Source organism: Nocardioides sp. zg-1308, from assembly GCF_013155375.1.
In the GTDB taxonomy this organism is placed as follows: domain Bacteria; phylum Actinomycetota; class Actinomycetes; order Propionibacteriales; family Nocardioidaceae; genus Nocardioides; species Nocardioides renjunii.
This window is the reverse complement of the sequence record NZ_JABJQY010000002.1, coordinates 2,407,458-2,431,344: the sequence shown is the minus strand read 5'-3', so window position 1 is coordinate 2,431,344 and position 23,887 is coordinate 2,407,458. Positions and strand designations below refer to the sequence as shown.

The 23,887-nt window shown below is 72.7% G+C and carries 21 protein-coding genes; 8 read left to right on the top strand and 13 right to left on the bottom strand.

Annotated features, from left to right (window positions below; all coding sequences use genetic code 11):
- Window positions 1-157: 157 nt before the first annotated feature.
- The 3 genes from HN031_RS13460 (at window position 158) to HN031_RS13450 (ending at window position 2,661) form a co-directional block, all read left to right on the top strand.
- The gene (locus HN031_RS13460) at window positions 158-1,306 is read left to right on the top strand and encodes a zinc-dependent alcohol dehydrogenase (RefSeq protein ID WP_172270626.1); all 1,149 of its coding nucleotides are present in this window, start codon (window positions 158-160) and stop codon (window positions 1,304-1,306) included.
- A gap of 14 nt (window positions 1,307-1,320) precedes the next feature.
- Window positions 1,321-1,881 (top strand): hypothetical protein, encoded by a 561-nt coding sequence (locus HN031_RS13455; RefSeq protein WP_172270624.1) that lies wholly within the window; start codon window positions 1,321-1,323, stop codon window positions 1,879-1,881.
- 72 nt (window positions 1,882-1,953) lie between these two features.
- Window positions 1,954-2,661: a hemerythrin domain-containing protein gene (locus tag HN031_RS13450; RefSeq protein WP_172270622.1), complete on the top strand. Its 708-nt coding sequence runs from the start codon at window positions 1,954-1,956 to the stop codon at window positions 2,659-2,661.
- Here HN031_RS13450 and HN031_RS13445 read toward each other — a convergent pair.
- The 3 genes from HN031_RS13445 to HN031_RS13435 all read right to left on the bottom strand — a co-directional run bounded on the left by HN031_RS13445 (window position 2,566) and on the right by HN031_RS13435 (window position 4,929).
- Entirely contained in the window at window positions 2,566-2,844 is a 279-nt protein-coding gene (locus HN031_RS13445; protein WP_172270620.1) for a hypothetical protein, read from the bottom strand. The two genes, HN031_RS13450 and HN031_RS13445, sit on opposite strands and share 96 nt — an antisense overlap.
- Before the next feature lie 66 nt (window positions 2,845-2,910).
- On the bottom strand, window positions 2,911-3,999 hold the full coding sequence (locus tag HN031_RS13440) for a putative manganese transporter (RefSeq protein WP_172270618.1): 1,089 nt from the start codon (window positions 3,997-3,999) through the stop codon (window positions 2,911-2,913).
- Window positions 4,000-4,008: 9 nt separating this feature from the next.
- Window positions 4,009-4,929, bottom strand: coding sequence for a manganese catalase family protein (locus HN031_RS13435; protein ID WP_172270616.1), 921 nt, complete (start codon window positions 4,927-4,929; stop codon window positions 4,009-4,011).
- A 246-nt stretch (window positions 4,930-5,175) separates the two neighbouring features.
- Here HN031_RS13435 and HN031_RS13430 point away from each other — a divergent pair, with 246 nt between their 5' ends.
- Window positions 5,176-5,916 carry a BTAD domain-containing putative transcriptional regulator gene (locus HN031_RS13430; protein WP_172270614.1) on the top strand — a complete coding sequence of 247 codons (741 nt, stop codon included), beginning with the start codon at window positions 5,176-5,178 and terminating at the stop codon, window positions 5,914-5,916.
- A gap of 33 nt (window positions 5,917-5,949) precedes the next feature.
- On the opposite strand, the gene HN031_RS13425 is transcribed toward HN031_RS13430, so the two are convergent.
- Both HN031_RS13425 and HN031_RS13420 read right to left on the bottom strand, forming a co-directional pair.
- A complete protein-coding gene (locus tag HN031_RS13425; protein ID WP_172270612.1) occupies window positions 5,950-6,762 on the bottom strand; it encodes an MBL fold metallo-hydrolase in 813 nt (270 codons plus the stop codon).
- 12 nt (window positions 6,763-6,774) lie between these two features.
- Entirely contained in the window at window positions 6,775-7,230 is a 456-nt protein-coding gene (locus HN031_RS13420; RefSeq protein WP_172270610.1) for a DUF4383 domain-containing protein, read from the bottom strand.
- 178 nt (window positions 7,231-7,408) lie between these two features.
- On the opposite strand from HN031_RS13420, the gene HN031_RS21080 reads away from it, so the two are divergent.
- From HN031_RS21080 to HN031_RS13405, 3 genes are read left to right on the top strand one after another with little or no spacing between them, the layout of a single operon-like run.
- The gene (locus tag HN031_RS21080) at window positions 7,409-8,098 is read left to right on the top strand and encodes a hypothetical protein (RefSeq protein WP_216652132.1); all 690 of its coding nucleotides are present in this window, start codon (window positions 7,409-7,411) and stop codon (window positions 8,096-8,098) included.
- 29 nt (window positions 8,099-8,127) lie between these two features.
- Window positions 8,128-8,469: a DUF2200 domain-containing protein gene (locus HN031_RS13410; RefSeq protein ID WP_172270608.1), complete on the top strand. Its 342-nt coding sequence runs from the start codon at window positions 8,128-8,130 to the stop codon at window positions 8,467-8,469.
- Window positions 8,470-8,477: 8 nt separating this feature from the next.
- A complete protein-coding gene (locus tag HN031_RS13405) occupies window positions 8,478-9,551 on the top strand; it encodes a spore photoproduct lyase family protein (protein ID WP_367650761.1) in 1,074 nt (357 codons plus the stop codon).
- Window positions 9,552-9,576: 25 nt separating this feature from the next.
- Here HN031_RS13405 and HN031_RS13400 read toward each other — a convergent pair whose 3' ends face one another.
- Both HN031_RS13400 and HN031_RS13395 read right to left on the bottom strand, forming a co-directional pair.
- Window positions 9,577-11,259 carry a copper resistance protein CopC gene (locus HN031_RS13400; RefSeq protein WP_172270606.1) on the bottom strand — a complete coding sequence of 561 codons (1,683 nt, stop codon included), beginning with the start codon at window positions 11,257-11,259 and terminating at the stop codon, window positions 9,577-9,579.
- A complete protein-coding gene (locus tag HN031_RS13395; protein WP_172270604.1) occupies window positions 11,256-11,882 on the bottom strand; it encodes a DUF1775 domain-containing protein in 627 nt (208 codons plus the stop codon). Before HN031_RS13395 ends, HN031_RS13400 begins: the two co-directional genes overlap by 4 nt.
- Window positions 11,883-12,078: 196 nt before the next feature.
- Here HN031_RS13395 and HN031_RS13390 point away from each other — a divergent pair, with 196 nt between their 5' ends.
- Window positions 12,079-12,303, top strand: a complete 225-nt coding sequence (locus HN031_RS13390) for a tautomerase family protein (protein WP_172270602.1) — start codon at window positions 12,079-12,081, stop codon at window positions 12,301-12,303.
- 73 nt (window positions 12,304-12,376) lie between these two features.
- On the opposite strand, the gene HN031_RS21610 is transcribed toward HN031_RS13390, so the two are convergent.
- The 6 genes from HN031_RS21610 to HN031_RS13360 form a co-directional block, all read right to left on the bottom strand.
- Window positions 12,377-13,315, bottom strand: coding sequence for a peptidylprolyl isomerase (locus HN031_RS21610; protein WP_172270600.1), 939 nt, complete (start codon window positions 13,313-13,315; stop codon window positions 12,377-12,379).
- A gap of 126 nt (window positions 13,316-13,441) precedes the next feature.
- Window positions 13,442-19,294, bottom strand: coding sequence for a LamG-like jellyroll fold domain-containing protein (locus HN031_RS13380; protein WP_216652131.1), 5,853 nt, complete (start codon window positions 19,292-19,294; stop codon window positions 13,442-13,444).
- A gap of 233 nt (window positions 19,295-19,527) precedes the next feature.
- The gene (locus HN031_RS13375) at window positions 19,528-20,625 is read right to left on the bottom strand and encodes a sugar kinase (protein WP_172270598.1); all 1,098 of its coding nucleotides are present in this window, start codon (window positions 20,623-20,625) and stop codon (window positions 19,528-19,530) included.
- Complete coding sequence (gene eda, locus HN031_RS13370; protein WP_172270596.1) at window positions 20,622-21,266, bottom strand: bifunctional 4-hydroxy-2-oxoglutarate aldolase/2-dehydro-3-deoxy-phosphogluconate aldolase; 645 nt, start codon at window positions 21,264-21,266, stop codon at window positions 20,622-20,624. Before eda ends, HN031_RS13375 begins: the two co-directional genes overlap by 4 nt.
- Window positions 21,267-21,286: 20 nt before the next feature.
- Window positions 21,287-22,777 (bottom strand): aldehyde dehydrogenase family protein, encoded by a 1,491-nt coding sequence (locus HN031_RS13365; protein ID WP_172270594.1) that lies wholly within the window; start codon window positions 22,775-22,777, stop codon window positions 21,287-21,289.
- A gap of 102 nt (window positions 22,778-22,879) precedes the next feature.
- Window positions 22,880-23,887: an ABC transporter permease gene (locus HN031_RS13360; protein ID WP_172270592.1), complete on the bottom strand. Its 1,008-nt coding sequence runs from the start codon at window positions 23,885-23,887 to the stop codon at window positions 22,880-22,882.

Genomic DNA, 23,887 nt, shown 5'->3' with positions numbered 1-23,887 from the left:
CTGACGCCCGACCGGTCGACGGCCGGTCACAGCACCACAGCCCAGCACCACGGTTGCGCCGGCCCGCCTGCGGGCGGGCCGGCGCGGCTGACCTCCCCCGCTCCACTCCGCTCCACGCAGACGTCTCCCACCTGACGTCCCGACCCTTGGAGTCGCCATGCGCGCCATGGTCTACCGCGGTCCCTACCGCGTCCGCGTCGAGGACAAGCCCCGACCGGTGATCGAGCACCCCAACGACGCGATCGTCCGCGTCCAGCTGGCCGCCATCTGCGGCTCCGACCTGCACCTCTATCACGGGATGATGCCCGACACCCGCGTCGGCCACACGTTCGGCCACGAGTTCATCGGAGTCGTGGACGAGGTCGGCTCGTCGGTGCAGAACCTGAGTGTGGGCGACCGCGTGATGGTCCCGTTCAACATCTACTGCGGCTCGTGCTTCTTCTGCGCCCGCGGACTGTTCTCCAACTGCCACAACGTCAATCCCAACGCGACGGCGGTCGGTGGCATCTACGGCTACTCCCACACCACGGGTGGCTACGACGGCGGCCAGTCCGAGTACGTCCGGGTGCCGTTCGCCGACGTCGGCCCCTCGGTCATCCCCGACTGGCTCGAGGACGAGGACGCGCTCCTGATGACGGACGCGCTGTCCACCGGCTACTTCGGGGCCCAGATCGCCGACATCCACGAGGGTGACACCGTGGCCGTGCTCGGCGCCGGGCCGGTCGGTCTCTACGCCGCGCGCAGCGCCTGGCTGATGGGTGCCGGCCGCGTCGTCGTCATCGACCACCTCCAGGAGCGCCTCGAGAAGGCGCGCACCTTCGCCCATGCCGAGGTGCTGAACTTCACCGAGGTCGATGACGTCGTGGTCACCATGAAGAAGCTCACCGAGCACCTCGGGTTCGACCGCGTCATCGACGCGGTCGGCGCGGAGGCCGACGGCAACCTGACCCAGCACCTGACCTCCGCGCGCTTCAAGCTCCAGGGCGGGTCACCGGTCGCGCTCAACTGGGCGATCGACGGCGTGCGCAAGGGCGGCACCGTCTCCGTGGTGGGCGCCTACGGGCCCATCTTCACCTCGGTCAAGTTCGGTGACGCCATGAACAAGGGCCTCACCCTGCGGATGAACCAGGCCCCCGTGAAGCGGCAGTGGCCGCGCCTGCTCGAGCACATCCGCAATGGCTACCTCAAGCCCAGCGACATCGTCACTCACCGTTTCCCGCTCGAGGACATCGCCGAGGCCTACCACGTGTTCTCCGCGAAGCTGGACGGCTGCATCAAGCCACTCATCGTCCCCTCCGCCGACTGACGAAGGAGTCCGCCATGCCCTACACCGCAGACAAGCCACCGGTCGCCGAGACCCCTGACCAGCTCCGTGCTCGCATCCCCGGCTGGGGCGCCGACCTCGACCCCGCCGACCGCCCGTCGTTCCCCCGCGAGGTCTTCGACCCGGCGGGCACGGGCGCCCACTGGGACTTCCCCGAGCGCCAGCCGGACACGGGCGGACGGGAGATGTCGATCGAGCACGGGATGCTGCCGCCGGTCTTCGGCACGGCCCAGCCACTGCGCGGCCTCGCCGCCCCGATCCGCCGCTACGCCTACGCGCGCCACAGCGAGGGCAAGGCGGCCCACTGGCTGCTGCTCATCGCCGCCGACCGGGTCGACGTCGCCGAGCACGTGGTGCGGTCGTTCGCCACCCTGCGACCGGACAACCCGGTCACGCAGACCGGGATCAAGGGTGAGCTCACGCACGGCGGCCTGCGCTCGCGCAGGGGTCGCGTCGACGTGCGCCACCAGGTCCTCGACCCCGTGGTCAACGGCGCGCCGTGGGCGCTGGGGACGTACGGCGCGTGGCGGGCGGTCCGCGCCCTTCGCCGGCGCTGATCCTGCTCATCGGCCGGCCCGGTCCGGCGTCGTCGGACGCGTGACGACGCGCCGGACGGGGTACGACCTCGCATGACCTCGCTCGCCGACCAGGACCTCGACAGCCTCGGTGGTCCGCTCAGCATCCTGACCCGCCAGAAGCGCGACCACGAGCGGCTCGACCGGCTGCTCCACCGCCTCGACCGCAGCGCCCCGGGCGTGGAGGAGCAGACCACTCTGCAGGCCATCGCCCGCCTCGTGTTCCCGCACGCGTTCGCCGAGGAGTCGGTGCTGTGGCCCGAGGCGCGTCGCGTCCTGCCCGACGGCGAGGCCCTGACGCTGCAGGTGGAGCAGGAGCACCAGGAGGTCAACGAGCTGTGGACCTCGCTCGAGGACCTCCCGTCCGGAAGCCCGGAGCGGGCCGAGGCGCTGGCCCGCCTGACGACCGTGCTGCGCGAGGACGTCCGCGACGAGGAGGACGAGCTGCTCCCCCGCCTGCAGGAGGCCGTCGGCGTGCGCCGACTCCGCCTGCTGGGCGTGGCGTGGGAGGCCGTACGGCGCACGGCGCCGACCCGGCCGCACCCGGTCGTCTCGCGCCGACCGCCCGGCAACGCGCTGGCCGCGCTGCCGCTGACGGTGCTGGACCGCTCCCGCGACGTGCTGGAGTCCGGCGCTCGCCGGTTCCCCCACCTGCACGTGCAGGCGTCACGGGCGAGCGACGGCCTGGCGGCGGTGACCGGCCGTGTGGAGCACGCGGGGCTGCTGCGCCGGGGCGAGGATCCCTCGACCCACCGCGACTGACCGCTGCAGCGAGCGGCGTGCCTGCCGCCGGGCGACGAGCACGGCGAGCACCACGACCGCCATGGTGAGGCCCAGCGGCATCAGCGTCAGCGCGCAGCAGGCGGCGAGCAGGAGGTGCAGCCGCTCGCTGCCGGTCGTGCGCGGCACGACGCGGGGTGCGGGGGCGAGTCGGTGGGCGGACATGGCATACCTCCGGGCTGGTGGGGACAGGTCGGGACGGGTCGGGACAGGTCGGGACTGGGTCCGAGGTCAGGTGAGGACGAGGAACCCGAGCCCGACCACGAGGGCCGGGATGGTGGTCAGCACCGTGGCCACCAGCGCCGAGCGGTGCTCGAGGGCCAGCAGCGGCAGGAGCGCGTCGCCGTCCTGGCTGATGGTGTTGGCCACGAGGGTGGCCAGCGGCATGCCGCCGGCAGCGAACATGCCGGCGAAGACGATCTGCACGGCGCACCCCGGCACGAGGCCGATGAGGGCGCCGACGACGACACCGGCGAGCCCGAGCACGGGCAGCTGCGAGCCGTCGAAGCCCGTGACGTGGGTGAGCAGCGACCAGGCGACGTAGGCCACGGCCACCCAGACGGTCACGAACGCGACCTCGTGGCCGCCGTGCCGCAGCACCGCGGCGAACGAGGTCTCCTCCGCACTGGCCTCGTCGTCGTCGGCGAGGCGGCACCCGCCGCGCACGAACACCACGATGGCCATCGACGCCCCGAGCACGCCCAGCACGAGGTAGAGCGTCTGGGGGTCGAGGAGCTGGAAGGTGACCGGCACGCTGACGGTCGCGCCTCCGCCGATCGCCAGCCACAGCAGCACCGGCAGCACGCCCACCTCGTGGAGGGCGAAGGCGGGTCGTGGCAGCGCCGGCTGGGCCGGCGTGACCGGCACCGGCGGGCGCTGCGGCGCGGGCGCCGGCACCGTCGCGACCGCGCGGCGTCGCGGGCTGATGCCCACGGCGTCGACCAGCCACCCGGTGCAGGCGCCCACGACGAGCAGCAGCGCCTTGAGCTGCACGGTGAGCCACGGGTCGTGGGCCAGCAGCACCCACGACGCGTCGCCCATGGTCGCCACCAGGGCTGCGACCGCCGCGCCGTACGACACCGCGCCGCGTCCGTACGCCGCCATCACCAGGATGGCGCCGCCGCACCCGGGCGGCATCGTGAGCGCCGCCGCCACCAGGGGGCCGGCGCCCCGACGCCGCTCGAGGGCGGCATCGAGGCGGTGGCCCCACCGGCAGCGCGCCCAGCCGAACGGCGCCACCATGAGGGCGACGAAGACGCCGACCTGCATGAAGGCGTCGGCGAGCGGGCGGAGCAGCAGCTCGGTCAGCGCGGAGGACATGGCAGCCGCTCACTCCCCGGGAGTGAGCTTGTCCTTGGCCTTGCTGACCAGGTTCTGCGCGCCCTGGACGAAGGCGCCTCCCGCGGTGCCCGGCTTGCCGGGACCCTTCGAGCCGTCGTAGGTGCCGAACAGCAGCGGGTCGGGCGCCGGGAGCTCCTGGACGTCGTCCTGGAGCGCGCGGCCCTCCTCGAAGCGGATCTCACCGTCGCCGACCAGCGTGGAGCCCTGCGCCCAGCGACCCTCGTGGGCGGTGCTGCCCTCGTGGAAGCTGTAGAAGACGTCGTTCTGTCCGGCCGCCTCCTCGTCCTTGCGCGAGTCCTCGAGCCCGTCGGTGTGGCCGTCCTCGATGAGCTGCTCGATGCCGAGGAGCCACTGCTGCTGGTGGAAGGTGTCCCGGGCCAGCGCGAAGGACAGCGTCTCCTTGACGCCCGGGTCGTCGGTCATCCCGATCAGGCGGGCGACCTGCAGCCGGCCCTGTGCCTCGGCCATGACGTTGTGGCGGAAGTCGGCGAGCAGGTTGCCGCTGGCGACGATGTAGCCGGCGTTCCACGGCACGCCCATGCTGTTGGTGGGCATCGCGAAGCCACCGCTGACGATCGCGTGCTGCGGGTTCTGCCCGCCGAGCACGGCTGCCAGTGCGGGGTTGGCGGCCGCCGCCTCGGCCTGGGTCTCGGCCGGCGCGCCCTCGAGGAGCCGGGCCAGGAGCGTCGTCAGCATCTCGACGTGGCCGATCTCCTCGGTGCCGATGTCGAGGATCATGTCCTTGTACTTGCCCGGGGTGCGACAGGCCCAGCCCTGCCACATGTACTGCATCATCACGGTCATCTCCCCGAACTGGCCGCCGATGACCTCCTGCAGCTTGGCCGCGTAGAGCGCGTCGGGACGGTCGGGCTTGGCGCTCCACTGGAGCTCCTTCGTGTGCCGGTACATGTCGTTCCTCTCGGTGGCGGGAGCGCCGTTCGCTCCTGACCCCTCCACGTTCGGGGACGCCCGTCCCGACGGCGTGACGGCGACCGCTCCCCCGGCGCCTCCGTCGCGCCTCGCCGGGCGCCTCCTCGGCGTCCCTCGGGCCGCGCCCCGGGCGTCACCGCAACCGTCACCGCGGCGTCACCGCAACGACGCATTGAGCGCCCGTGTCGGGGGCACTGGGGAGCCCACGCGACCTGGGGAGGCGACATGGCTCTTGCGGCACGGCTACACCTGCTGGGCGAGTTCGCCCTCGAGCTCGACGGTCGACCGCACCCGGTGCCCGCCACCGCGCGCCGGCTCCTGGCCCTGCTGGCGGTGGTGCACCGCGGGCGTCGCGTCTCGCGGACCGCGCTCGCCGAGGCGATGCGGCCCGACTCCGACCCGGCGCGCGCCACCTCGACCCTGCGGTCGGTGCTGTGGCGGCTGCCGCGCGACCGGGGGCGCGCGCTCGTCCTCGGCGACGCGATGGAGGTGTGGGTGCACCCCGACCTCTGGGTCGACCTCTGGGAGGCGGAGACGCAGGCACAGCTGCTGTGCGGGTCCGTCGCCCCGCTGGTCGAGGACCTCCCCGACCTCGCGCTGCTGACCCACGACCTGCTTCCGACGTGGCACGACTCCTGGCTCGCGGTCGAGCAGGAGTCGTTCCGCCAGCGCCGGCTGCACGCGCTGGAGCGCGGCGCCGACCTGCTGTGCCGGGCCGGGCGCTACCACGACGCGCTGTCGGCCGGCCTGGGCGCGGTGCGCTCGGAGCCCCTGCGCGAGAGCGCCCACCGACGGGTGATCCAGGTGCACCTCGCGGAGGACAACCAGGCAGAGGCGCTGCGCCACTACGACGGCTACCGGCGCCTCCTCGCCGACGAGCTCGGCCTGGCTCCGAGCGACCGGATGCGACAGATGGTCGCCCCGTTCCTGGGGCGGCCGGTCGACCTGCCCGGACGGGCCGGCTGACGGCGCACGGGGCGGGTCGCGCCGGTCACGTCCTCAGGCGGCGGTGTCGGGCTCCGTGGGGTCGAGGCTGACGACCTCGCCCCGGCCGGGGCAGCGGAGCGTCGCCGCGAGGCCCTCGGCGCGGGCCCGGTCGAGGAAGTCCGAGAGGGGCGAGCGGAACACGGTGTAGTCGTCGTGGTGGACGGGCACCACGACGGAGGGGCGGCAGCGGTTGACGAAGTCGACGCCCATCCGGGCGTCCATGGTGACCGTTCGCATCAGCACGCGCGTCCCTCCGAGGTGGACCACGGCGGCGTCGATGTCGGGGAAGCGCGCGCCGATCTCGTCGACGTGCGACCCGGTGAGCGTGTCGCCGCTGAGGTAGACGCGACGTCGTACGTCGCCGTCGACGACGTGCTCGAGGATGCTGCCCATCACCGACGGCAGCATCTTCCCCAGCAGGCCGCGGGCGTGGATGCCCGGGACGGCGGTGACCCGCAGCTCCTCGCCGCCCTTGACCAGCGAGTGCGCCTGCCAGGTCCTCAGGTCCTGCGTCTCGAAGCCCCACCGCGACAGGCGTCGCGCGGCCTCGGGCGTCGACAGCACGGGCGCGGTGCGGTCGAGCCGGTGGCGGGCGACGCGGTCGAAGTGGTCGCCGTGGAGGTGCGAGAGCACGACGGCGTCGAGCACCGGCAGGTCCTCGGGCTCGATCGCGGGATCGACGAGGCGCCGCGTGGACAGGCCCCACCCCAGGTAGGCGCGCTGGCCACGGTGGATGAAGTTGGGGTCCGTGAGCAGCGTGAAGGACCCCAGCGTCAGGACCGTGGTGGCGTTGCCGATGAAGTGGAGCCTGTCCCCGGTGGCCATGGGATCAGCGGATCAGCGCGTCGCCGGGCGCTTGCCGAGCACCACGCCGAGGGCGATCATGCCCAGGCCCAGCACGAAGTGCAGCCAGTCGTCTGCGGTGTTGAGCGGCACGAAGTTGGCCTGCGACGACTTGTCGATGACCAGGCCGTAGAGCCACAGCACCAGGTAGACCACACCGCCGCCGATGAGGTACGTCCGGGCACCCGAGGCGGTGCGCGCGAGCGCCAGGCCGGCGGCCCCGAACAGGAGGTGGACGATGTTGTGGAGCACCGACACCTGGAAGATCCCCAGGAGCTTGGCGTGGGACTCGTGGCCGGCGGCCTCGAGGCTGTCGTAGCCGGTCGTGATGCCCGGGATGAAGCCCAGGACCCCCACGAGCAGGAAGACCGCACCAACCGCGGCGGCGGCGGCCTGCACCGGCGCGCGCGTTGCGGTGGACGTGGATCGGACGTGCATGTTGTCGGCCATCGGCTTGCTCCTCTCGGTGGCGCACCCGCTGTGCGCGTGCCGCTCGGTACCCACGCCGCGTCCCGTCACGCGTGCGCACCACCCGGACGAGCGAGGCCCGGCGACGTGGCGCACGCCACGGAGTGGGATGGGCGCACGGGGGTACGGTCGGAGGCAAGCCCTGACGAGAGGAACCCACGTGAACCCGCTAGGCAAGGTCACCGCAGCCATCACCCACCCGGCACGCACCGTCGGCGCAGTCGCCGGAGCGACGGTCGGCGCGTCCGTCGGCGTCGCGACCGCCGGGCTGAGGACGACGGCACGGGTGGTGGGGTGGGCGGTCGAGCGGGCCGCGGGCACCGTCGCCGAGCACGGCGCCTCGTCTGTGCCGGCGCCGCGCCCCGCGCAGGACACCCTGACCGCGGAGGAGCCGACCTCTGCAGCCACCTCGAGCGGCACCTCCGACGTGAGCTCGGAGGCGCCGGCCATGGCGTCCGCCGAGAAGGCACCTGCTGAGAGGGCCGCCGCGAAGAAGGCACCCGCCACGAAGGCACCGGCGAAGAAGGCCGCTGCCGCGAAGGCGCCCGCCAAGAAGGCAGCCGCCAAGAAGGCACCCGCGAAGAAGGCACCCTCGAAGCAGGCCGCCGTCCTCGCGCCGGCGCTGGGCCTGACCGAGGACGAGGTCGCCGACGGCGTCGGGGTGGAGACCACCGACGACCTGCGCACCCCCTCGGGCATCCCCGCCGCCGACGAGGGCTACAACCCCGACACCATCGAGACCGACCTCTACCAGCCCGGCACCGAGCCGCTGGTCGACCCGGCCACGGTCAAGGCCGTGGCCAGCGAGGCCGAGGTCCTCGGTCGGGCGGCCGACCCCGACAAGGGCTGACTGTCACCGCCTCGACCTATCCTCGGACCATGCACCGGATCTTCGGCACGAGCGTCGCGTCGGTCTACCCGCACTACGTCACCAAGGTGGAGCGCAAGGGGCGCACGGCCGCCGAGGTCGACCGCGTGATCGAGTGGCTCACCGGCTTCGACGAGGCCGCGCTGCGCGAGCACCTCGACCGCGGCACCACCTTCGAGGCGTTCTTCGCCGACGCCACCCTCAACCCGCGGGTGGACCAGATCACCGGGTCGGTCTGCGGCGTGAAGGTGCAGGAGGTCGAGGACCCGCTGATGCGCCGCATCCGCTACCTCGACAAGCTCGTCGACGAGCTGGCCAAGGGCCGCCCGATGGAGAAGGTGCTCCGCAGCTGAACCGCCGTGTGCCTGCCGACCTCGCGGACCGGCTGCTCGACGTCCGCCGGATCTACCACGAGCCCGACATCGAGCGGTTCCCGCGCGCCCGCCAGGTGCTCGAGCGCTTCCCCGACGCCGAGCGCATCCAGGTGCTCTCCCACCAGGCGATCCCCGGCCTGCACGGCAACGCGGGCGCCGTCGAGGACTGGGTCCGCAACAAGCGCGAGGTGCTCGTGCTCGGCGAGAAGAAGTCGCTCAGCGCGCGCCGCAACGAGCGCTCCAGCGACTGGATCGCGCCGTCGACCGCCAACGGCTGCGCGATGGCGTGCTCCTACTGCTACGTGCCGCGGCGCAAGGGCTTCGCCAACCCCATCACCGTGTTCGCCAACATCGAGGCGGTGCTGGGCTACCTCGAGCGCCACGCCGGACGCCAGGGCGTGAAGCCCGAGCCCAACCAGTGCGACCCGGTCGACTGGGTCTACGACATCGGCGAGAACAGCGACTGCTCGGCCGACGCGCTCGTCTCCGACAACGTGCGCGACCTGGTCGACCTCTACGCCCGCCTCCCCCACGCCAAGGCGAGCTTCGCGACCAAGCTCGTCAACCGCGACCTGCTGGGCTGGGACCCGCGCGGTGGCACCCGGGTCCGGTTCAGCCTCATGCCGGAGGGCCCTTCCCGCCTCGTCGACGTGCGCACGTCCAGGATCGCCGACCGGATCGCGGCGATGGACGACTTCGTCGAGGCGGGCTACGAGGTGCACCTCAATCTCAGCCCGGTGATCGTCCACGAGACCTGGCTCGAGGAGTGGGCCGAGCTGCTCGAGCAGGTCGCCGACGGCACCAGCGCGCGCACCCGGGCCCAGCTCGCGGCCGAGGTCATCTTCCTCACCCACAACGAGGGCCTGCACGAGGTCAACCTCGGCTGGCACCCGCGCGGCGAGGAGCTGCTGTGGCGCCCCGACATCCAGGAGACCAAGCGCAGCCAGAGCGGTCAGACCAATGTGCGCTACCGCACCGGCTGGAAGGGTCGATGGGTGCGCCAGCTCACCGACCTCCTCGCCGAGAAGCTGCCGGAGTGCCGCGTGCGCTACGCCTTCTGAGGGGGACGAGGCCGTTCGCGCGCGGTCAGGGCACGTCGAAGGTGGTGCTGCGCACCGGGTTGTCGAACTCGGTGGTGCGCAGCGAGAGCTGCACCTCCCAGGTGCCGACGGTCGGCAGCACGACGTCGCCGGCGTAGACGCCCGGCCCGAGGTTGCTCAGCTGCACCTCCCCGAGGTCGACCTCGTCGCCGGACAGGCTGACCCGCGGTGCCTCGTAGCCCTCGGTCGGCGCGCCCGCGTCGTCGCGCAGCTCGATCGTGACGGTCGCCGGGCCCACCCCGAGCGGCTCGAGCGTCACCTTCGCGGAGATGTCGTCGAGGTCGAGCGTGCGGGACGCTGTCTCCCCCGCCGCCGGGGAGGTGACGGCCACGTCCGGCTCGGGGCTGCGGTCGACGAGGAACCCGGTCAGCAGGAGGACGACGACCAGCACCCCCGCCTCGGCGAACGTCGTCCGCACCAGCAGGGCGGTGGCGTCCCGCCGCTCACGCCTGCGCGACGCCGCGCGCAGGCGCGGCAGGAGCGCCAGGCGGTTCCAGGCGGCGATGCCGATCGCGACCAGCACGGCGAGGACCTTGACCAGCAGGAACCCGCCGTAGCCGGTGTCGAGCAGCGCGCTCCAGGAGCCGGCGATGCGCCAGGCCAGGACCGAGCCCGCGACGACGAGGACCGCCAGCACGCCCGAGGCCCACGTCGAGAACCGGGACAGCACCACGGCGCCGTCCTCGCCGCGCGCGGCGAGGTCGCCCAGCACCGCCGCGACCGCGACCAGCCCACCGACCCACAGTGCTCCCGCGACGAGGTGCAGGACGTCGACCGCGACCACCAGCGCCTCCGGGGTGCTGGCACGGGTGTGGCCCGTCAGCGCCGGTGCCGCCAGGGCGAGGGCGCACCCGGCCAGCACCAGGGCAGTCCGTCCGCGACCCGGGGGACCCGCCGGGACGGCCACGGCTGCGAGCGCGAGGCCGGTGACCACCAGGGCCGGTACGACGCGCTCGGCGGGCGCCAGCGCCGCCCAGGTCGACCCGTCGCCGAGCGCCGAGGCCGGCAGGCCGAGCTGGTAGAGCGCGACCATCGGGACGGCCGCGCACCAGGCCACCGCCCCGACGAGCGCGGCGCCGCGCGCCACCGCCCGGAGGCGGCGCCGCGAGCCGTCGTCGGCCCGGTCGGCCGGGAGGAGGAGGACCGCGAACGCGGCCACGCCGGTGGCGACCAGCAGGCCCACGTAGCCCAGCCACCTCACCACGCTCAGGAGCAGCGGCGCCTCCGTCCCCGCGTCCGCGCTCGTCGTGGGGACGTCCACCACGTCGCTCCGCTCGCCGACCGAGAAGCTGAGGGACCCGCCGATGGGGTGGCCGTCGGCCGAGACGAGTCGCCAGACGACGACCAGCGTCCCTCGGCCCACCTCCTCGTCGAGGCCCACGACGAGCTGCGCCTGGCGCACCGACGCCGTCGAGGCCACCTCCTCACCGGACGCGTCGAACACCTGGATCCCGGCCGGGACGCCGATGACCGACTCGTTGAACGTGAAGGTGACCTGGTCAGGTGCCGCCTCCAGCACGGCACCCTCCGCCGGGTCGGTGCTGACGAGGGTCGCGTGCGCCGCCGCCGGAGAGGCCGTGCCCAGGACGAGGAGGAGCGCGGCGTGCACCAGGGCGGAGGCGAGCAGCAGCCAGCCGGCCGCCCGGCGCCGCGAGGAGCGTGGGGTCATGCGCGTCGGCGGCGCAGCAGCAGGACCGTGCCGCTGGCCAGGCACCCCAGCGCGAGCACGCCACCGGCACTCCAGGCCATCACCCGTCCGCCCTGCTCCCGGTCGTCGGCCGGGGCGCCCGCGGACTCCTCGCCGGCGGTCACGACGATGACCGGCGCGGGCATGTCGAGCTCGTCCCGGCTGGCCGCGTCCTCGGCGACCTCGGTCCAGGCCGCCTCCCCCTGCTCGCACCGCTGCACCACCGGGAACACGAGCTCGGTGCCGGCGACGTCGGGCAAGCGTACGGAGAAGGCCACCTCGTCGCGCAGGGCGTCGGGCAACGGGTCGTCGGTGCGGAAGGTGGCGCCACCCTCGACCTGCTCGGCGGACCAGCGCTCGGTGTCGGTGAGCACGAGCTCGGCCACCTCGTCGGGCATCCGGACGGCGATCTCCGTGGTGGCCGATCCCTCGCAGCCGTGCGGGACCTGCATCCGCACCTCCGCGGTCGCGCCGGCGGCCGTCGTGCTGGCCGTGACGGTCACGTGGGCCGCCGCCGGGGACGCGGTCAGGGCCAGGCCAAGTACCGCGACACCGGCCGCCGCTCCCGACCTCGCGCCGGCCGCGAGCGCGCGGATCCGGTTCATGGGAGCTCCCGACGAGGCGTGGAGGGACGGGTGGGACGGGGGTGGGGTGGTGACGGTCACACAACCAGCGGCTCGAACTGTTGTCAAGGATGTGAACTGGCACTACCGTGATTCAAGTCACCGAACCGTGGTCGTCATCCTGAACAGGACGCCCCGACGCGGGTCCGTCCGAAGAACGACAGAGAGGGAACACCCCATGCCCAACATCACCGTCGAGCTCCTCAAGGGACGCTCGGTCGAGCAGCGCCGCGACTTCGCGCAGGCCGTGGCGGACAGTGCCGTGGAGATCCTCGGTGCCCGTCGCCAGGACGTCCGCATGGTCTTCAGCGAGATCACCCCCGACATCGTGGCCAACGGCGGTGTGCTGGCCAGCGAGGACGAGAGCCGCGCCGGCGTGGTCGCCGCGCTGGCCGACGACTGAGCCGGCACCAGCAGGTCCCACGACGACGCCTCCTCGCTCGCGAGGAGGCGTCGTCGTCCTCGGGTCCATGGCGTCAGCGCCGCTCGATGGTGACCGACTCCAGGAACAGCCGCTCGGCGAACGCCTCCCCGCCCATCCCCAGCCGGTCCATCGCGGTCATCGTGTCGATGACGTCCATCCCGGCCAGCACCCGGCCGAACGTCGTCTGGACCCGGTCGGTCCGGTAGCCGGCGTCGAACTCCTTGCCGTAGGCGATGAAGAACCCGCTGCCGGCGGTGTAGGGAGCACCCGTGCCGGCGGTGGTCACCGTCCCGACGGGGTAGCCCTCCCGCTTCGCCCGGCCCAGCTCGTCGGGGAGGAGGTAGCCGACGTCCCAGCGGACGGTGTTGTCGCCGCTGCCCGCCTGCACGGCGGCGACAGCGCCGAAGTCGCGGAAGACCTCGAGCCCGTCGTAGAACCCCTCCTCGGCGAGGAAGACGAAGGAGTTGACCGCCACCGGGGCGTCCCGCTCCAGCAGGTCGATGACGAGGGGGCCGCAGGACGTCTCGATCCTCGCGACGTAGTCGACGCCGTCCTCGAGCACGTCGGCCGGACCACCGGGATAGCGGGGACGCGACGCACGCGCGTCCGCCGGTGCCTCGGCCCCGCAGGCGACGGGACGGTCGTCCTTCGCTGGTCGCACACCGCTGTCCACGGCGGTCCCCGGCTCGACGGTGAAGTCCTCCGCCAGGACCGCGCCGGCCTCGACCGCACCGGCCGCCGCGGACGCCTGCGCCTCACCGGCCGCCTCGGAGGCCAGCAGCTCGGTGTCGCGGACCTGCGTCTCCCCGGCGCCGGGATCCGGCTGGTCGCGCCCGGTGAGGGCGACGACCACCACGACGACGGCGAGCACTGCCCCGACGACGCCGAGCACCGTGCCACGTCGGCGACGCGCGGCCAGGCGCCGCTGGTCGAGTTCCCACTGCTCCCGCTCGGCCCTGCGGCGTGCCTCGCGCTGCTTCTTGCTGCTCACCCACGTCTCCTCGGCCGGCTCACCATCGGCTGAACGGTGCCACGCCGGACCCGGTGAAGCGGAGCGGGCCCCGGAGGATCGCTCCTCCGGGGCCTGCTCCTTCCTGCCTGGTCCTGCGTGGTCCTGCTACTTCTTCCTGCGGACCTTGATCGTCACCTTGTCCGAGACCGGCTCGGCGAGCGCGCTCCCGCCGTAGGTCACGGTCAGCCGCCAGGTCCTCGTCGCCTTGGGCAGCCTGACGACGACCCTGCCGTCCCGCAACGTGCCGGTGACGGTCCTGCCGCCCCTGACCGCGACCGACACGGTGCCCGTGACCGGTACGTCGTCAGCAGCCGTCAGGACGACGGTGACCTTCGCGGCCTTGCCCTTCTTCACCGTGCTCGGCGCCTTCACGGTCATCCGCGGGACGACCTTGGCGACGGTGACCTCCATCGACGAGGACGAGGCACGGTGGCCGTCGTCCCCGACGTAGCGGAGGGTGAGCCGGTGCGTGCCGGGCAGCAGGCTCCTGGCCGGGAGGGCCAACCTGGCCTGCCCGGAGGCGAGGACGCCGGACGCCAGCACCGTGGTGCCGTCGACCGCCTCGACCCTGCCGGTGGCCCCCGACGGCGCGACGCTCGCCACGATCGTGCCCGCCTGGCCGTAGGTGATGGGCGTCGAGGCGCCTGCCACCGCGGAGGTGAGCGGACCACCACCGTTGCCGCCCGTGGGCCTCACGGTGATCGTGACGGTGGCCGGCGCCGAGGTGTCGGTGCCGTCGCCCGCCGTGTAGGTGAACACGTCCCTGCCTGCGAAGCCCGCGTCGGGCGTGTAGGTGAAGGAACCGTTGGCGTTCACCGTCACCGAGCCGTTGACGGGCTGGCTGGTCCGCGTCGCGGTCAGCGCGTCGCCGTCGGCGTCGGTGTCGTTGCCGAGGACACCCGGCGCGGCGAGCGTCAGCGGCTCACCGGCCACGGTCGCGAAGGCGTCGTCGACGCCCACGGGCGCCCTGTTCGGCGTCTCGGCGACCTCCTCCACCGTGACGGTCACGGTGGTGGCCGGGGACGTGGCGGTCCCGTCGCTGGCCTTGTAGGTGAAGGTGTCGGCGCCGCTGAAGCCCTCGTCCGGGACGTAGCTGAACGAGCCGTCCGCGTCGACCGTGACGACGCCACCGGCGGCCCCGGACACGTCGCCGGCGGTGAGGTCGTCACCCTCGGCGTCGGTGTCGTTGGCCAGGACACCGTCCTCGGCCGAGACCTCGAGGACCTGCCCCTCGGTCGTGGCGTAGGCGTCCGGCACACCGACCGGCGCGACGTTGGTCGTGCCGTTGAAGATGGCCAGCACGTCCTCCGCGCTCAGCGCGTAGCCGTAGATGCGGAAGTCGTCCTGCTGCTCGGTGGGGCGGGGGTCGGGCCAGCTGCCGTTGCCGATGAAGTTGGCGTTGGTGCCGCCCTCGGTGATGTCGCCGATCATGACCGGGACGGTGTTCTCCGCCCGGAGCACGCCGTCGAAGTAGATCTTCACCGTGGAGCCGGTGCCCGAGGCCGCCGGTCCCATGGTGACGGCGACGTGCGTCCACTGGCCCAGCGGCAGGTCCTGCGTGCCGGGCAGCGCGGTGCGGTACTGCTCACCGTTGTTGTTGCGCAGGGTGACCACGAAGCCGCGTGCGCCGCTGTCCCACTCGGACTGGACCAGCAGGAACTCGTCCTGGCCCTTGCCGATCTGGACGTGGGACGTCCAGTTGGGCAGGGCGGTCGGACGGATCCAGGTGGAGATGGTGATCTCCTCCTCCATGCCCTCGGTGATGTCGTTGGGCAGCTGGACGTGGCCCTGACCGGGCAGGTTGAGCGCGCTGCCGTACTTGCCCGCAGCGGTCCACCCGGCGTTGCCCTGCAGCACACCGGCGCCGATGGCCGGGTCGGACCCGGAGTTGGCGGCCGACGTGCCCGTGCCCTCGTCGAAGGTGTAGCGGACCGGGACGCCCTCGCCCACCGGGGGACGCGCCACCGTGTGCTGGGTGGCGCCGACCGAGTCGCGCCAGCCCGCAGCCGCGATGAAGCGGACCTCGATGTCGTGCTGGCGCGGCGCCAGCGTGACCTCGGGGAAGACGACCTGGCCGTTGGTGACCGCGACCTGGCCCCCCTGGCTCGTGCCGTCGATCCACAGTTCGGCGACGCCGGTCGGGTTGGCGTTCGCCTCGTCCTTGACCGTGGCCGACACCGTGATGGGGGTGTTGAAGGCCGACGGGGAGGCGGGCGACGTCGTCACGGTGGTGGTCGTGTCGACCGCCGTGCCGTCGGCGTGGAGCCCCGCGACGTCGGCGTCCGTGAGCGCGGTGGTCCAGAGCCGTACGTCGTCCATCCGGCCGTCGAACGCGGGGTCCGGGTAGCCGTTGCGGCCCAGCCAGTTGTTGGTCGTCGGACCGACGTCGGTCATGGTGATCGTCAGGTCGTTGCGGCTGGCGATCTTCTGGCCGTCGAGGTACAGCGTGCCCGTGGCGCCCTGTCGCGTGAACACGACGTGGTTCCACCTGCCCGCGGCGACGTCCTTGGTCGGCACGGCGAAGACCCGCTCCTGGACGTTGCTGCCCTTCTTCTTGAAGGTCGCAGCGAGGCCGGTGTTGCCGTTGGCCTGGGTCTGCATCTGGACCTGGAAGAAGCTGCCCGCGTCGCCGAGGCCGTCACCGATGTGGAACAGGTTGATCCAGTTCCCCTTGGTGTCGGGCCGGACCCAGAACGAGGTGGTGAAGTCCGTCTCGCCCTGGAGCAGGTTGTCGGGCAGGTCGACCGTGTTGGCGTTGGTGCCGCCCGGGAGGTCGAGCGCGCCTCCCGTGACCCCGTCGGTGCTCCACCCGGTGGTGCCGGTGAGCGTGGCCGCGCCGACGGTGTTGTCGGACCCGGTGTTGGCCGCCGTGGAGCCGGTGCCCTCCTCGAACGCGTACTGGACCACGGCGTCGTCGACGCCGAGACCGGTGCCGACGACCACGAGGTCGTCGAGGACGACGCTGCCGCCCGGCCCGCCGCCCGAGATCGTCAGGTCCTGCTGCCGCGCGGTGGCGGTGAAGGTCCCGACGAAGGTGTCGAAGGCGGCGTTGGACGACTTCTGGGTGGACGCCGACAAGGTGGTGGTCAGGTCGGCGATCGAGAGGGCGGCCGTGCCGGGCGCGGTGCCGGCTGAGCGGCTGTCACGGGCGTAGCGCACCGACAGGCGGTACTGCTTGCCCACGCTCAGGCCCTTGAGGGTGCGGGTCAGCTCGCCGTCGGCACCCACCGCGAGGTGGTAGCCGGTGAGGCCGAGGGCGCCCATGCCGCCCGCGTTGGCGCGGATGAGCTGCACCTGGTCGTCGACGACCCACGGCGACATGCGGCCGTTGCCCGCCGCCACCTGGACGCTGTCGTAGGTGCCGGACCGCCACGAGGCGGGCAGGCGGGGGTACTCGAACTGGTCGACGACGGTCGGAGCCGGCGCGGCCATCTTCACGGTCGGGTCGATCTGGACGATCTTGGCCACGGACGGGACGCCGCCGCTCCACACGAAGACCATGTAGGCACCGGGAGGCGCGAAGTTGGCGTTCGTCGGGGAGGTGACGCTGACCGTGCCGCCCGACTGCGTGAACGACAGGTCCTGGAAGTTCTGGTCGTTGTTGAAGCCGTGGGTGACCGAGCCGTTGCGGACGAGGGTGACCCGCTCGACCGGCTTGTCCGAGGACAGCGAGAACGTGCCGTCGTAGCCGATCTTCCTCGGGGCGTTGGTGACGACCGGCCGCACGGCCGGCTCGTCGCCGTCGAAGAGGTAGGCCGGGGAGTAGTACTCCACGTCGGTGTAGTTGTGCGGGCCCGGGGCGCCGCCGCCGCCGATCATGATCCGGCCGTCGGGCAGGAGCAGCGCGACCGAGTGGTAGAGCCGGGCGTGCTCGTAGGGGATCTCGACCTCGGTCCACTGCTGACCGCTCGGGGCGTCCGGGTTCCAGATCTCCGGGTTGGTGACGTAGCCGCCCTGGCCGTTGTTGTCGCGCGATCCACCGGTGACGAGCACCCTGCCGTCGGGCATGACCGTCGAGGTCGCCCAGTGGCGTCGGTGCTTCATCGGGTCGGTCGCGGTGACCACCGGGGCGGCGGTGCCGCCCGAGATGTCGACGGTGAACCCGGCACGGGCGCCGGCGGGGCCGCCGCCGTTGGCCCACCAGCCGCCGCCGACCTGCAGGATCTTGCCGGGGCGGTACATCGTGGCGGTCGAGGTGGCGCCGACCGGGTTGCCGAGGGCGCCCTGGTTGCCGGTGCCGTTGCCCAGCGTGCCGCGCATCGTGACCGCACCGTCGCCGGACGGGTCGAGCTCGAACATCTGGGTGCCGGTGATGGTGAAGACGTTGCCGTTGGTCGGGGCGACGAAGGCGCGGGGGTACCACCAGCGGTTCTCGTCCTGGGGGGCGTCGGCGCCGTCGCCGTAGGCCTGGGCGCTGGTGGCGCCGGTCAGCAGCTTCCAGGAGCTGCCCTGCTGCGGGTCGTAGACCTCGGGCGTGAGCACTCCCGGGCCGCCGGGGCCGCCGCGCAGCGAGCCGCCCTGGACGACGATGGAGCCGTTGGGCAGCGTGGTGCCGGTCGGGTACCAGCGCGGGAAGTTCATCGGCGCCTCGTTCTTGAGGCCCTTGCCCGTGGAGTAGCTGGTGACGCCGATGGCGGCGTCGTTGGGCGCGTTGCCGCCGAGGCCGTCGTCACCGCCGACGGTGAACGTCGAGCGACGGTGCGGCATCTGCACCTGCATGGAGCAGAAGAGGTCGGTGTAGGTCGCGTTGGGGACGACGCCGGAGACCAGGTTGGCCACGGTGCGCACCACCGTCGGGTCCCAGACGTCGATCTCCATCTGGCCGCCCTGCGTGACGCAGTCGTTGCCGCTGTAGTCGTACGGCGTGTTGTCGGTGCAGCCCGAGCCCACCGAGCCGAAGGACTGGACCTTGCCGTCGGAGGTGAGGGCGGCGTTGATGGGCATGAGCGGCCACGGCGTGACGGCGCTCATCTCGCCCTGCTCGTCCTTCTTCGGGGGCGAGCAGTCGGCGGGCAGCAGGCCGGCGGAGTAGGCCATGCCGTTGCGCAGCTGCGCCCGGACGAAGTCGTCGGCCTGGTTGTCGTTGGCGTTGCCGCCGTCGTCGGCCGCGGTCCAGGCCGAGGCGTGGTGCCCGAGCGAGGAGTACCACGAGCGACCCTGGTCGATGGACTGGCACCAGGTCACCGGGTGGGACGTGCCCTCCTCTCCGATCCGGGCGCCGGGGGCGTAGGTGGACTCGTCGACGGTCACGAGGGTGCGCACGTTCTGCGTGGGGTTGACGTCCCACTCGTACCACTCGTCGGTGTAGGACAGGGGCGAGCTGATGCCCGCGGTGAGCGGGTGGGCGCCGTCGGTGACGGTGACGGTGCCCCGCTGGCCGCCGGCGGGCTCGGGGTGGCCCGTGGACGCCGCGCCGACGAGCCGGCGGTAGAACGGGTTCACGTCGTGCTCGGTCTGGTCGGGGGACCACGAGGTGTAGTGGATGCCCGCGAACCCGCCGCCGCCGCGGATGTAGCCCTCCAGGGCGGCCCGCTGGTCGGTGTTGAAGAGCACCCCCGCGGTGTGGGCGAACACCAGCAGGTCCTTGGTGCCGAGGTTCTCGGGGGTGAAGACGGCGGCGTTGGTCGTCTCCTGCACGTCGGCGACAGCCTTGGACGCGTCGCCGGTGTTGCCGTCGAGGCCGTACTGGGCCGCGAGCGAGTTGGCCATCTCCTTGACCGCGGCGCGGGTGTTGGCCACCGAGCCGTGCACCCCGTCGCCGCTCGAGAACAGCAGGACGCGCAGCACGTCGTCGTCGCCGGGCGCAGCCGACGCGGTCACGGCGGTCGCGGGCGCGGCGGCGAGGGTGGCGAGCGGGAGCGCGACGCCGAGGGCGGCGGTCAGGGCGACGACTCGTGTCGCTGCGCGGCGGAGGCGCCGTGTCGGGCGCCGGCGGGCAGATCGGTGCAGCAGGTTCATCAACGTTTCCCTAGGGCTCGGCGGGGCGGAGCTCGGCGGGCGGCGGGTGCGGTCAGCGCTCACGAGACAGCCGAAACGTATGACGGGCATCACACAGAGTCAAGAACTCTGTCCAGAATTGTGAACTCGACGGCGCAAACGTTCCGATACATGAAAGCAGGCCTGGGCGGCCGATCCCCCGCACGGGGTCGGACCGCCCAGGCCTGGTCTGGGTGGCGTGCGCCAGCCGGCGGCTAGCGGCGTACACGCGCGCTGCCGCCACCGGCGAGCGCGCGCACCTCCTCCCGGGTGGCCATCGAGGTGTCACCGGGGGTGGTCATGGCGAGCGCGCCGTGGGCGGCGCCGAGCTCGAGGCACTGCTGCAGCGGCTCGCCCTCCAGCAGGCCGTAGACCAGCCCGGAGGCGAAGCCGTCACCGCCTCCCACGCGGTCGAAGATGCCGAGGTGCTCGCGGGGCGTCGAGGCCAGCACGCCCGTCTCCGGCGACCACGCGATGGCCTGCCAGTCGTTGTCGCTGGCGGTGTGCACGGTGCGCAGGGTCGTCGCGACGACCTGGAGCCAGGGCATCTTCTCCGCGACCGTGGCGACCATCGCCTCGAAGCTGTCCATGGGCAGCGTGCTGAGGTGCTCGTCGACGTGGGCCACCTCGAAGCCGAGGGCCGCGGTGAAGTCCTCCTCGTTGCCGATCATCACGTCCACGTGCTCCGCGAGCCGGGTGTTCACGTCGCGGGCGCGCTCGGTGCCGCCGATGCCCGCCCACAGGCTGGGCCGGTAGTTGAGGTCGAAGGACACGATCGTCCCGTGCCTCCGGGCGGCCGCCATCGCCTCCTCCGCCACGGCGGCGGCGTTCTCGGACAGGGCCGCGTAGATGCCGCCGGTGTGCAGCCAGCGCACGCCACGTCGACCGAACAGGTCGTCCCAGTCCACGGTGCCGGGCGCCAGGTGGGCGATCGCGGTGTTGGCCCGGTCGGAGACACCCACAGCCCCGCGGACGCCGTAGCCGCGCTCGGTGAAGTTCAGCCCGTTGCGCACCGTGCGCCCGATGCCGTCGTAGTCCTCCCAGCGGATCAGCGAGGTGTCCACGCCGCCCTGCATGACGAGGTTCTCGACGAGGTGGCCGATCTCGTTGTCGGCGAGGGCGGTGACGACCCCGGCGCGCAGGCCGAAGACCTTGCGCATGCCGCGGGCGACGTTGTACTCACCGCCGCCCTCCCAGGCCTCGAACCGGCGGGCGGTGCGGATGCGGCCCTCCCCCGGGTCGAGGCGCAGCATCACCTCCCCGAGCGCGACGATGTCGAGCTCGCACTCCTCGGCCGGACGGGTCTCGATCATGCGGGTGCTCCTTCGAGGGTCGGGTGGTAGAGCCGCGTCGAGGCGGCGCAGCGGGCGGCGACCTCGTCCCAGCGGCCGGCCGCCAGCAGGTCGCCGGCGACCATCCAGCTGCCGCCGACGGCGGCGACCGCCGGGTGGGCGAGGTAGGCCGGGGCGCTCTCGGCCGTGATCCCGCCGGTGGGCATGAACCGCACCTGCGGGAAGGCGGCGGCCAGCGCCTTGATCGTGGGCAGTCCCCCGTTGGCCTCGGCCGGGAAGAACTTCACGGTGTCGAGGCCGAGGTCGAGGGCCTGCATGACCTCCGTCGGGGTGGCGATGCCGGGGACGACCGGCACGCCGGCGTCCTGGCAGCGTCGTACGACGGCGGCGCTGAGGCCCGGCGACACGACGAACCGCGCCCCCGCCTCCAGCGCCTCGTCGACCTGGCGGTCGGTGAGGACGGTGCCCGCCCCGACGACCAGGTCGGCGTTCTCGGCGAGCCGGCGCAGGACGGCGGCCGCCCCGGGCGTGCGGAACGTCGCCTCGGCGACCGGCAGCCCGCCCTCGACGAGGGCGGCGCCGAGCGCGTCGGCCCTGGCCGGGTCGTCCAGGACGACCACCGGCACGATGCGGTGGCCGCCCAGGACGTCGGTCGCACTCACGGTGGGCTTCACTCCGTGGATCACCGGAGCTCGGCGATGACGGTCTTGAGCTCGGTGTAGTCGTCCAGGCCGAACGACCCGAGCTCGCGGCCCCAGCCGGACTGCTTGAAGCCACCGCGCGGCAGCGTGACGTCGTCGGCGTGCCAGGTGTTGAGCCAGACCGTGCCGGCCCGCAGCTTGCCGCCGACCCGGTGGGCGGTGCCGAGGTCCTTGGACCAGACGCCGGCCGCGAGGCCGTAGACGGTGTTGTTGGCGGCGGCGACGACCTCGTCCTCGGAGTCGAACGGGATCGCGGTGATGACCGGGCCGAAGATCTCGTCGGTCTGCACGGCCATCTGCTCGGTGACGTCGGTGATGAGCGTCGGGGAGAAGAAGTAGCCGCGCTCGGCCGCCGGGTCGGGGCTGCCCGCGGCGATGGTGGCGCCGTCGGCGACCGCGCCGCGGACGTAGCCCATCACCTTCTCGTGCTGCTCCTGGGAGACCAGCGGCCCCATCGTGGTGGCCGGGTCGAACGCGTCGCCGACCCGGATCGCCTTCGCGGCGGCAGCGACGCCCTCGATGACCTGGTCGAAGACCTCGCGCTGGACGTAGAGGCGCGAGCCGTTGACGCAGCACTGGCCCTCGTTGAAGTAGCCCGCGAGCGCGGCTCCCGCGATCGCGGCGTCGAGGTCGGCGTCGGCGAAGATGATGTTGGGCGCCTTGCCGCCGAGCTCGAGCGAGACCTTCTTGAGGTTCCTGGACGCGCCGGCGGCGATCTTCTTGCCGACCTCGGTGCTGCCGGTGAAGGCGACCTTGTCCACGTCGGCGTGGTCGACGAGGGCGGCGCCCGCGTCACCGAAGCCGGGCAGGATGTTGACCACGCCGGCAGGCACGCCGGCCTCGAGCAGCAGCTGGCCCAGCCGCAGCGCCGTCAGCGGCGTCTGCTCGGCCGGCTTGAGCACCACGGTGTTGCCCGCGGTGATCGACGGGATGATCTTGAACGCCGCCATGGTGAGCGGGAAGTTCCACGGGACGATGCCGGCGACGACGCCGATGGCCTCACGGCGGGTGTAGGCGTGGAACTCGCGACCGGGCACCGACATCGGGATGGTGGTGCCCTCCATCTTGGTGGCCCAGCCGGCGAAGTAGCGGAACAGCTCGGCGGCCACGCCGACGTCGCCGCGGGCCGAGGCCAGGCTCTTGCCGTTGTCGAGCGACTCGAGCTGGGCGAACTCCTCGGCGCGCTCGTCGATCATGTCGCCGATGCGCCACAGCAGGTGCGAGCGCTCGCGCGGCGTCATCCGCGACCACGGCGACCCGGCCTCGAAGGCGTTGCGGGCGGCCACGACGGCGCGGTCGGCGTCCACGGCCGAGGCGCGGGCCACCTGCACGAGGACCTCCTCGGTGGCCGGGTTGACGGTGTCGAACGTCTGGCCGTCCTTGGCGTCGACCCACTCGCCGTCGATGAGCAGCTGGCGCGGCGAGGAGAGGAACGAGGAGACGGCGGGGAGGAGCTGGGAGTTCTCGGACATGGGAGGCCTTCCGGGTTCGTGGCGGGGTTCGTGGCGGATCGTGGATCGGGGGTCGGGGCGATCGGGGTCGGGAGGGTCAGGGTCGCGGTCGGGGTCGGGCTGCTACTTGATGATCAGCACCTTCGACCGGTCGAGGGTGAGCGCGACGGCGGCGACGATGATGGCGCCGTAGAGGATCTGCTCCCAGGCGGACGGGACGCCGACGATCGGCAGGCCCACCCGGAGCAGGGTGACGACGAGGGCGCCGGCGAGGCTGCGCCACAGCGAGCCGTGACCGCCGGTGATGGCCGTGCCGCCGACCACGATGGCCGCCACCGCGGGGAGCAGCAGGTTGTCGGCCATCGTCGGGCTGCCGCTGAAGTTGCGGGAGGCGAGCATGACGGCGGCGAGGCCGGCACAGGCGCCCGACACCGTGAACGCGGCGACCTTCACCAGGTCGACGGGCGTGCCGGCCAGCCGGGCGGCCGACTCCGAGTAGCCGGTGGCCCGGACGAAGCTCTCCAGCGGCGTGAGCTTGATGACGAGCGAGATCACCGCGACGACGAGGAGCGCGACGAAGAACGACATCGGGACGTAGCCGGCGACGTAGAGGTTGAGCCACTTCGTGGCGTCGCGGTCGACGACCCGGATGGGCCCGGCGTCGGAGATGACGAGCGCGATCGCGGAGAAGATGCTCATGCCCCCGAGCGTGACGACGAACGACGGGATCCTCAGCAGCACGTGCGCGATGCCCTGGACGGCGCCGATGGCGCCGGCCGCGGCGATGACGCCCAGCACGGTGAGGCCACCGAGGTCGGGCAACCACATCGCGAAGAACACCGTCGACAGGGAGCAGAGGGCGGCGATCGACAGGTCGATGCCACCGCACAGCACCACCAGCGTGGCACCGGCCGCGAGCACGACCAGCGGGGCCGACGTGCGTACGGCGGCGGTGAGGCTGCGCTGGGTGAGGAAGTCGGGGTCGGCGACCGTGAGGGCCGCGAGCAGCGCGACGAGCGCGATGAGCGGCATGAACGAGGTGACGCGCTGACCGACGGTGGGACCGCCCTTGACGATGGCGGGCTCGGCCGCCGGGTTGGACTCGGGGGTCGTGAGGACCGGTGTGCTCAT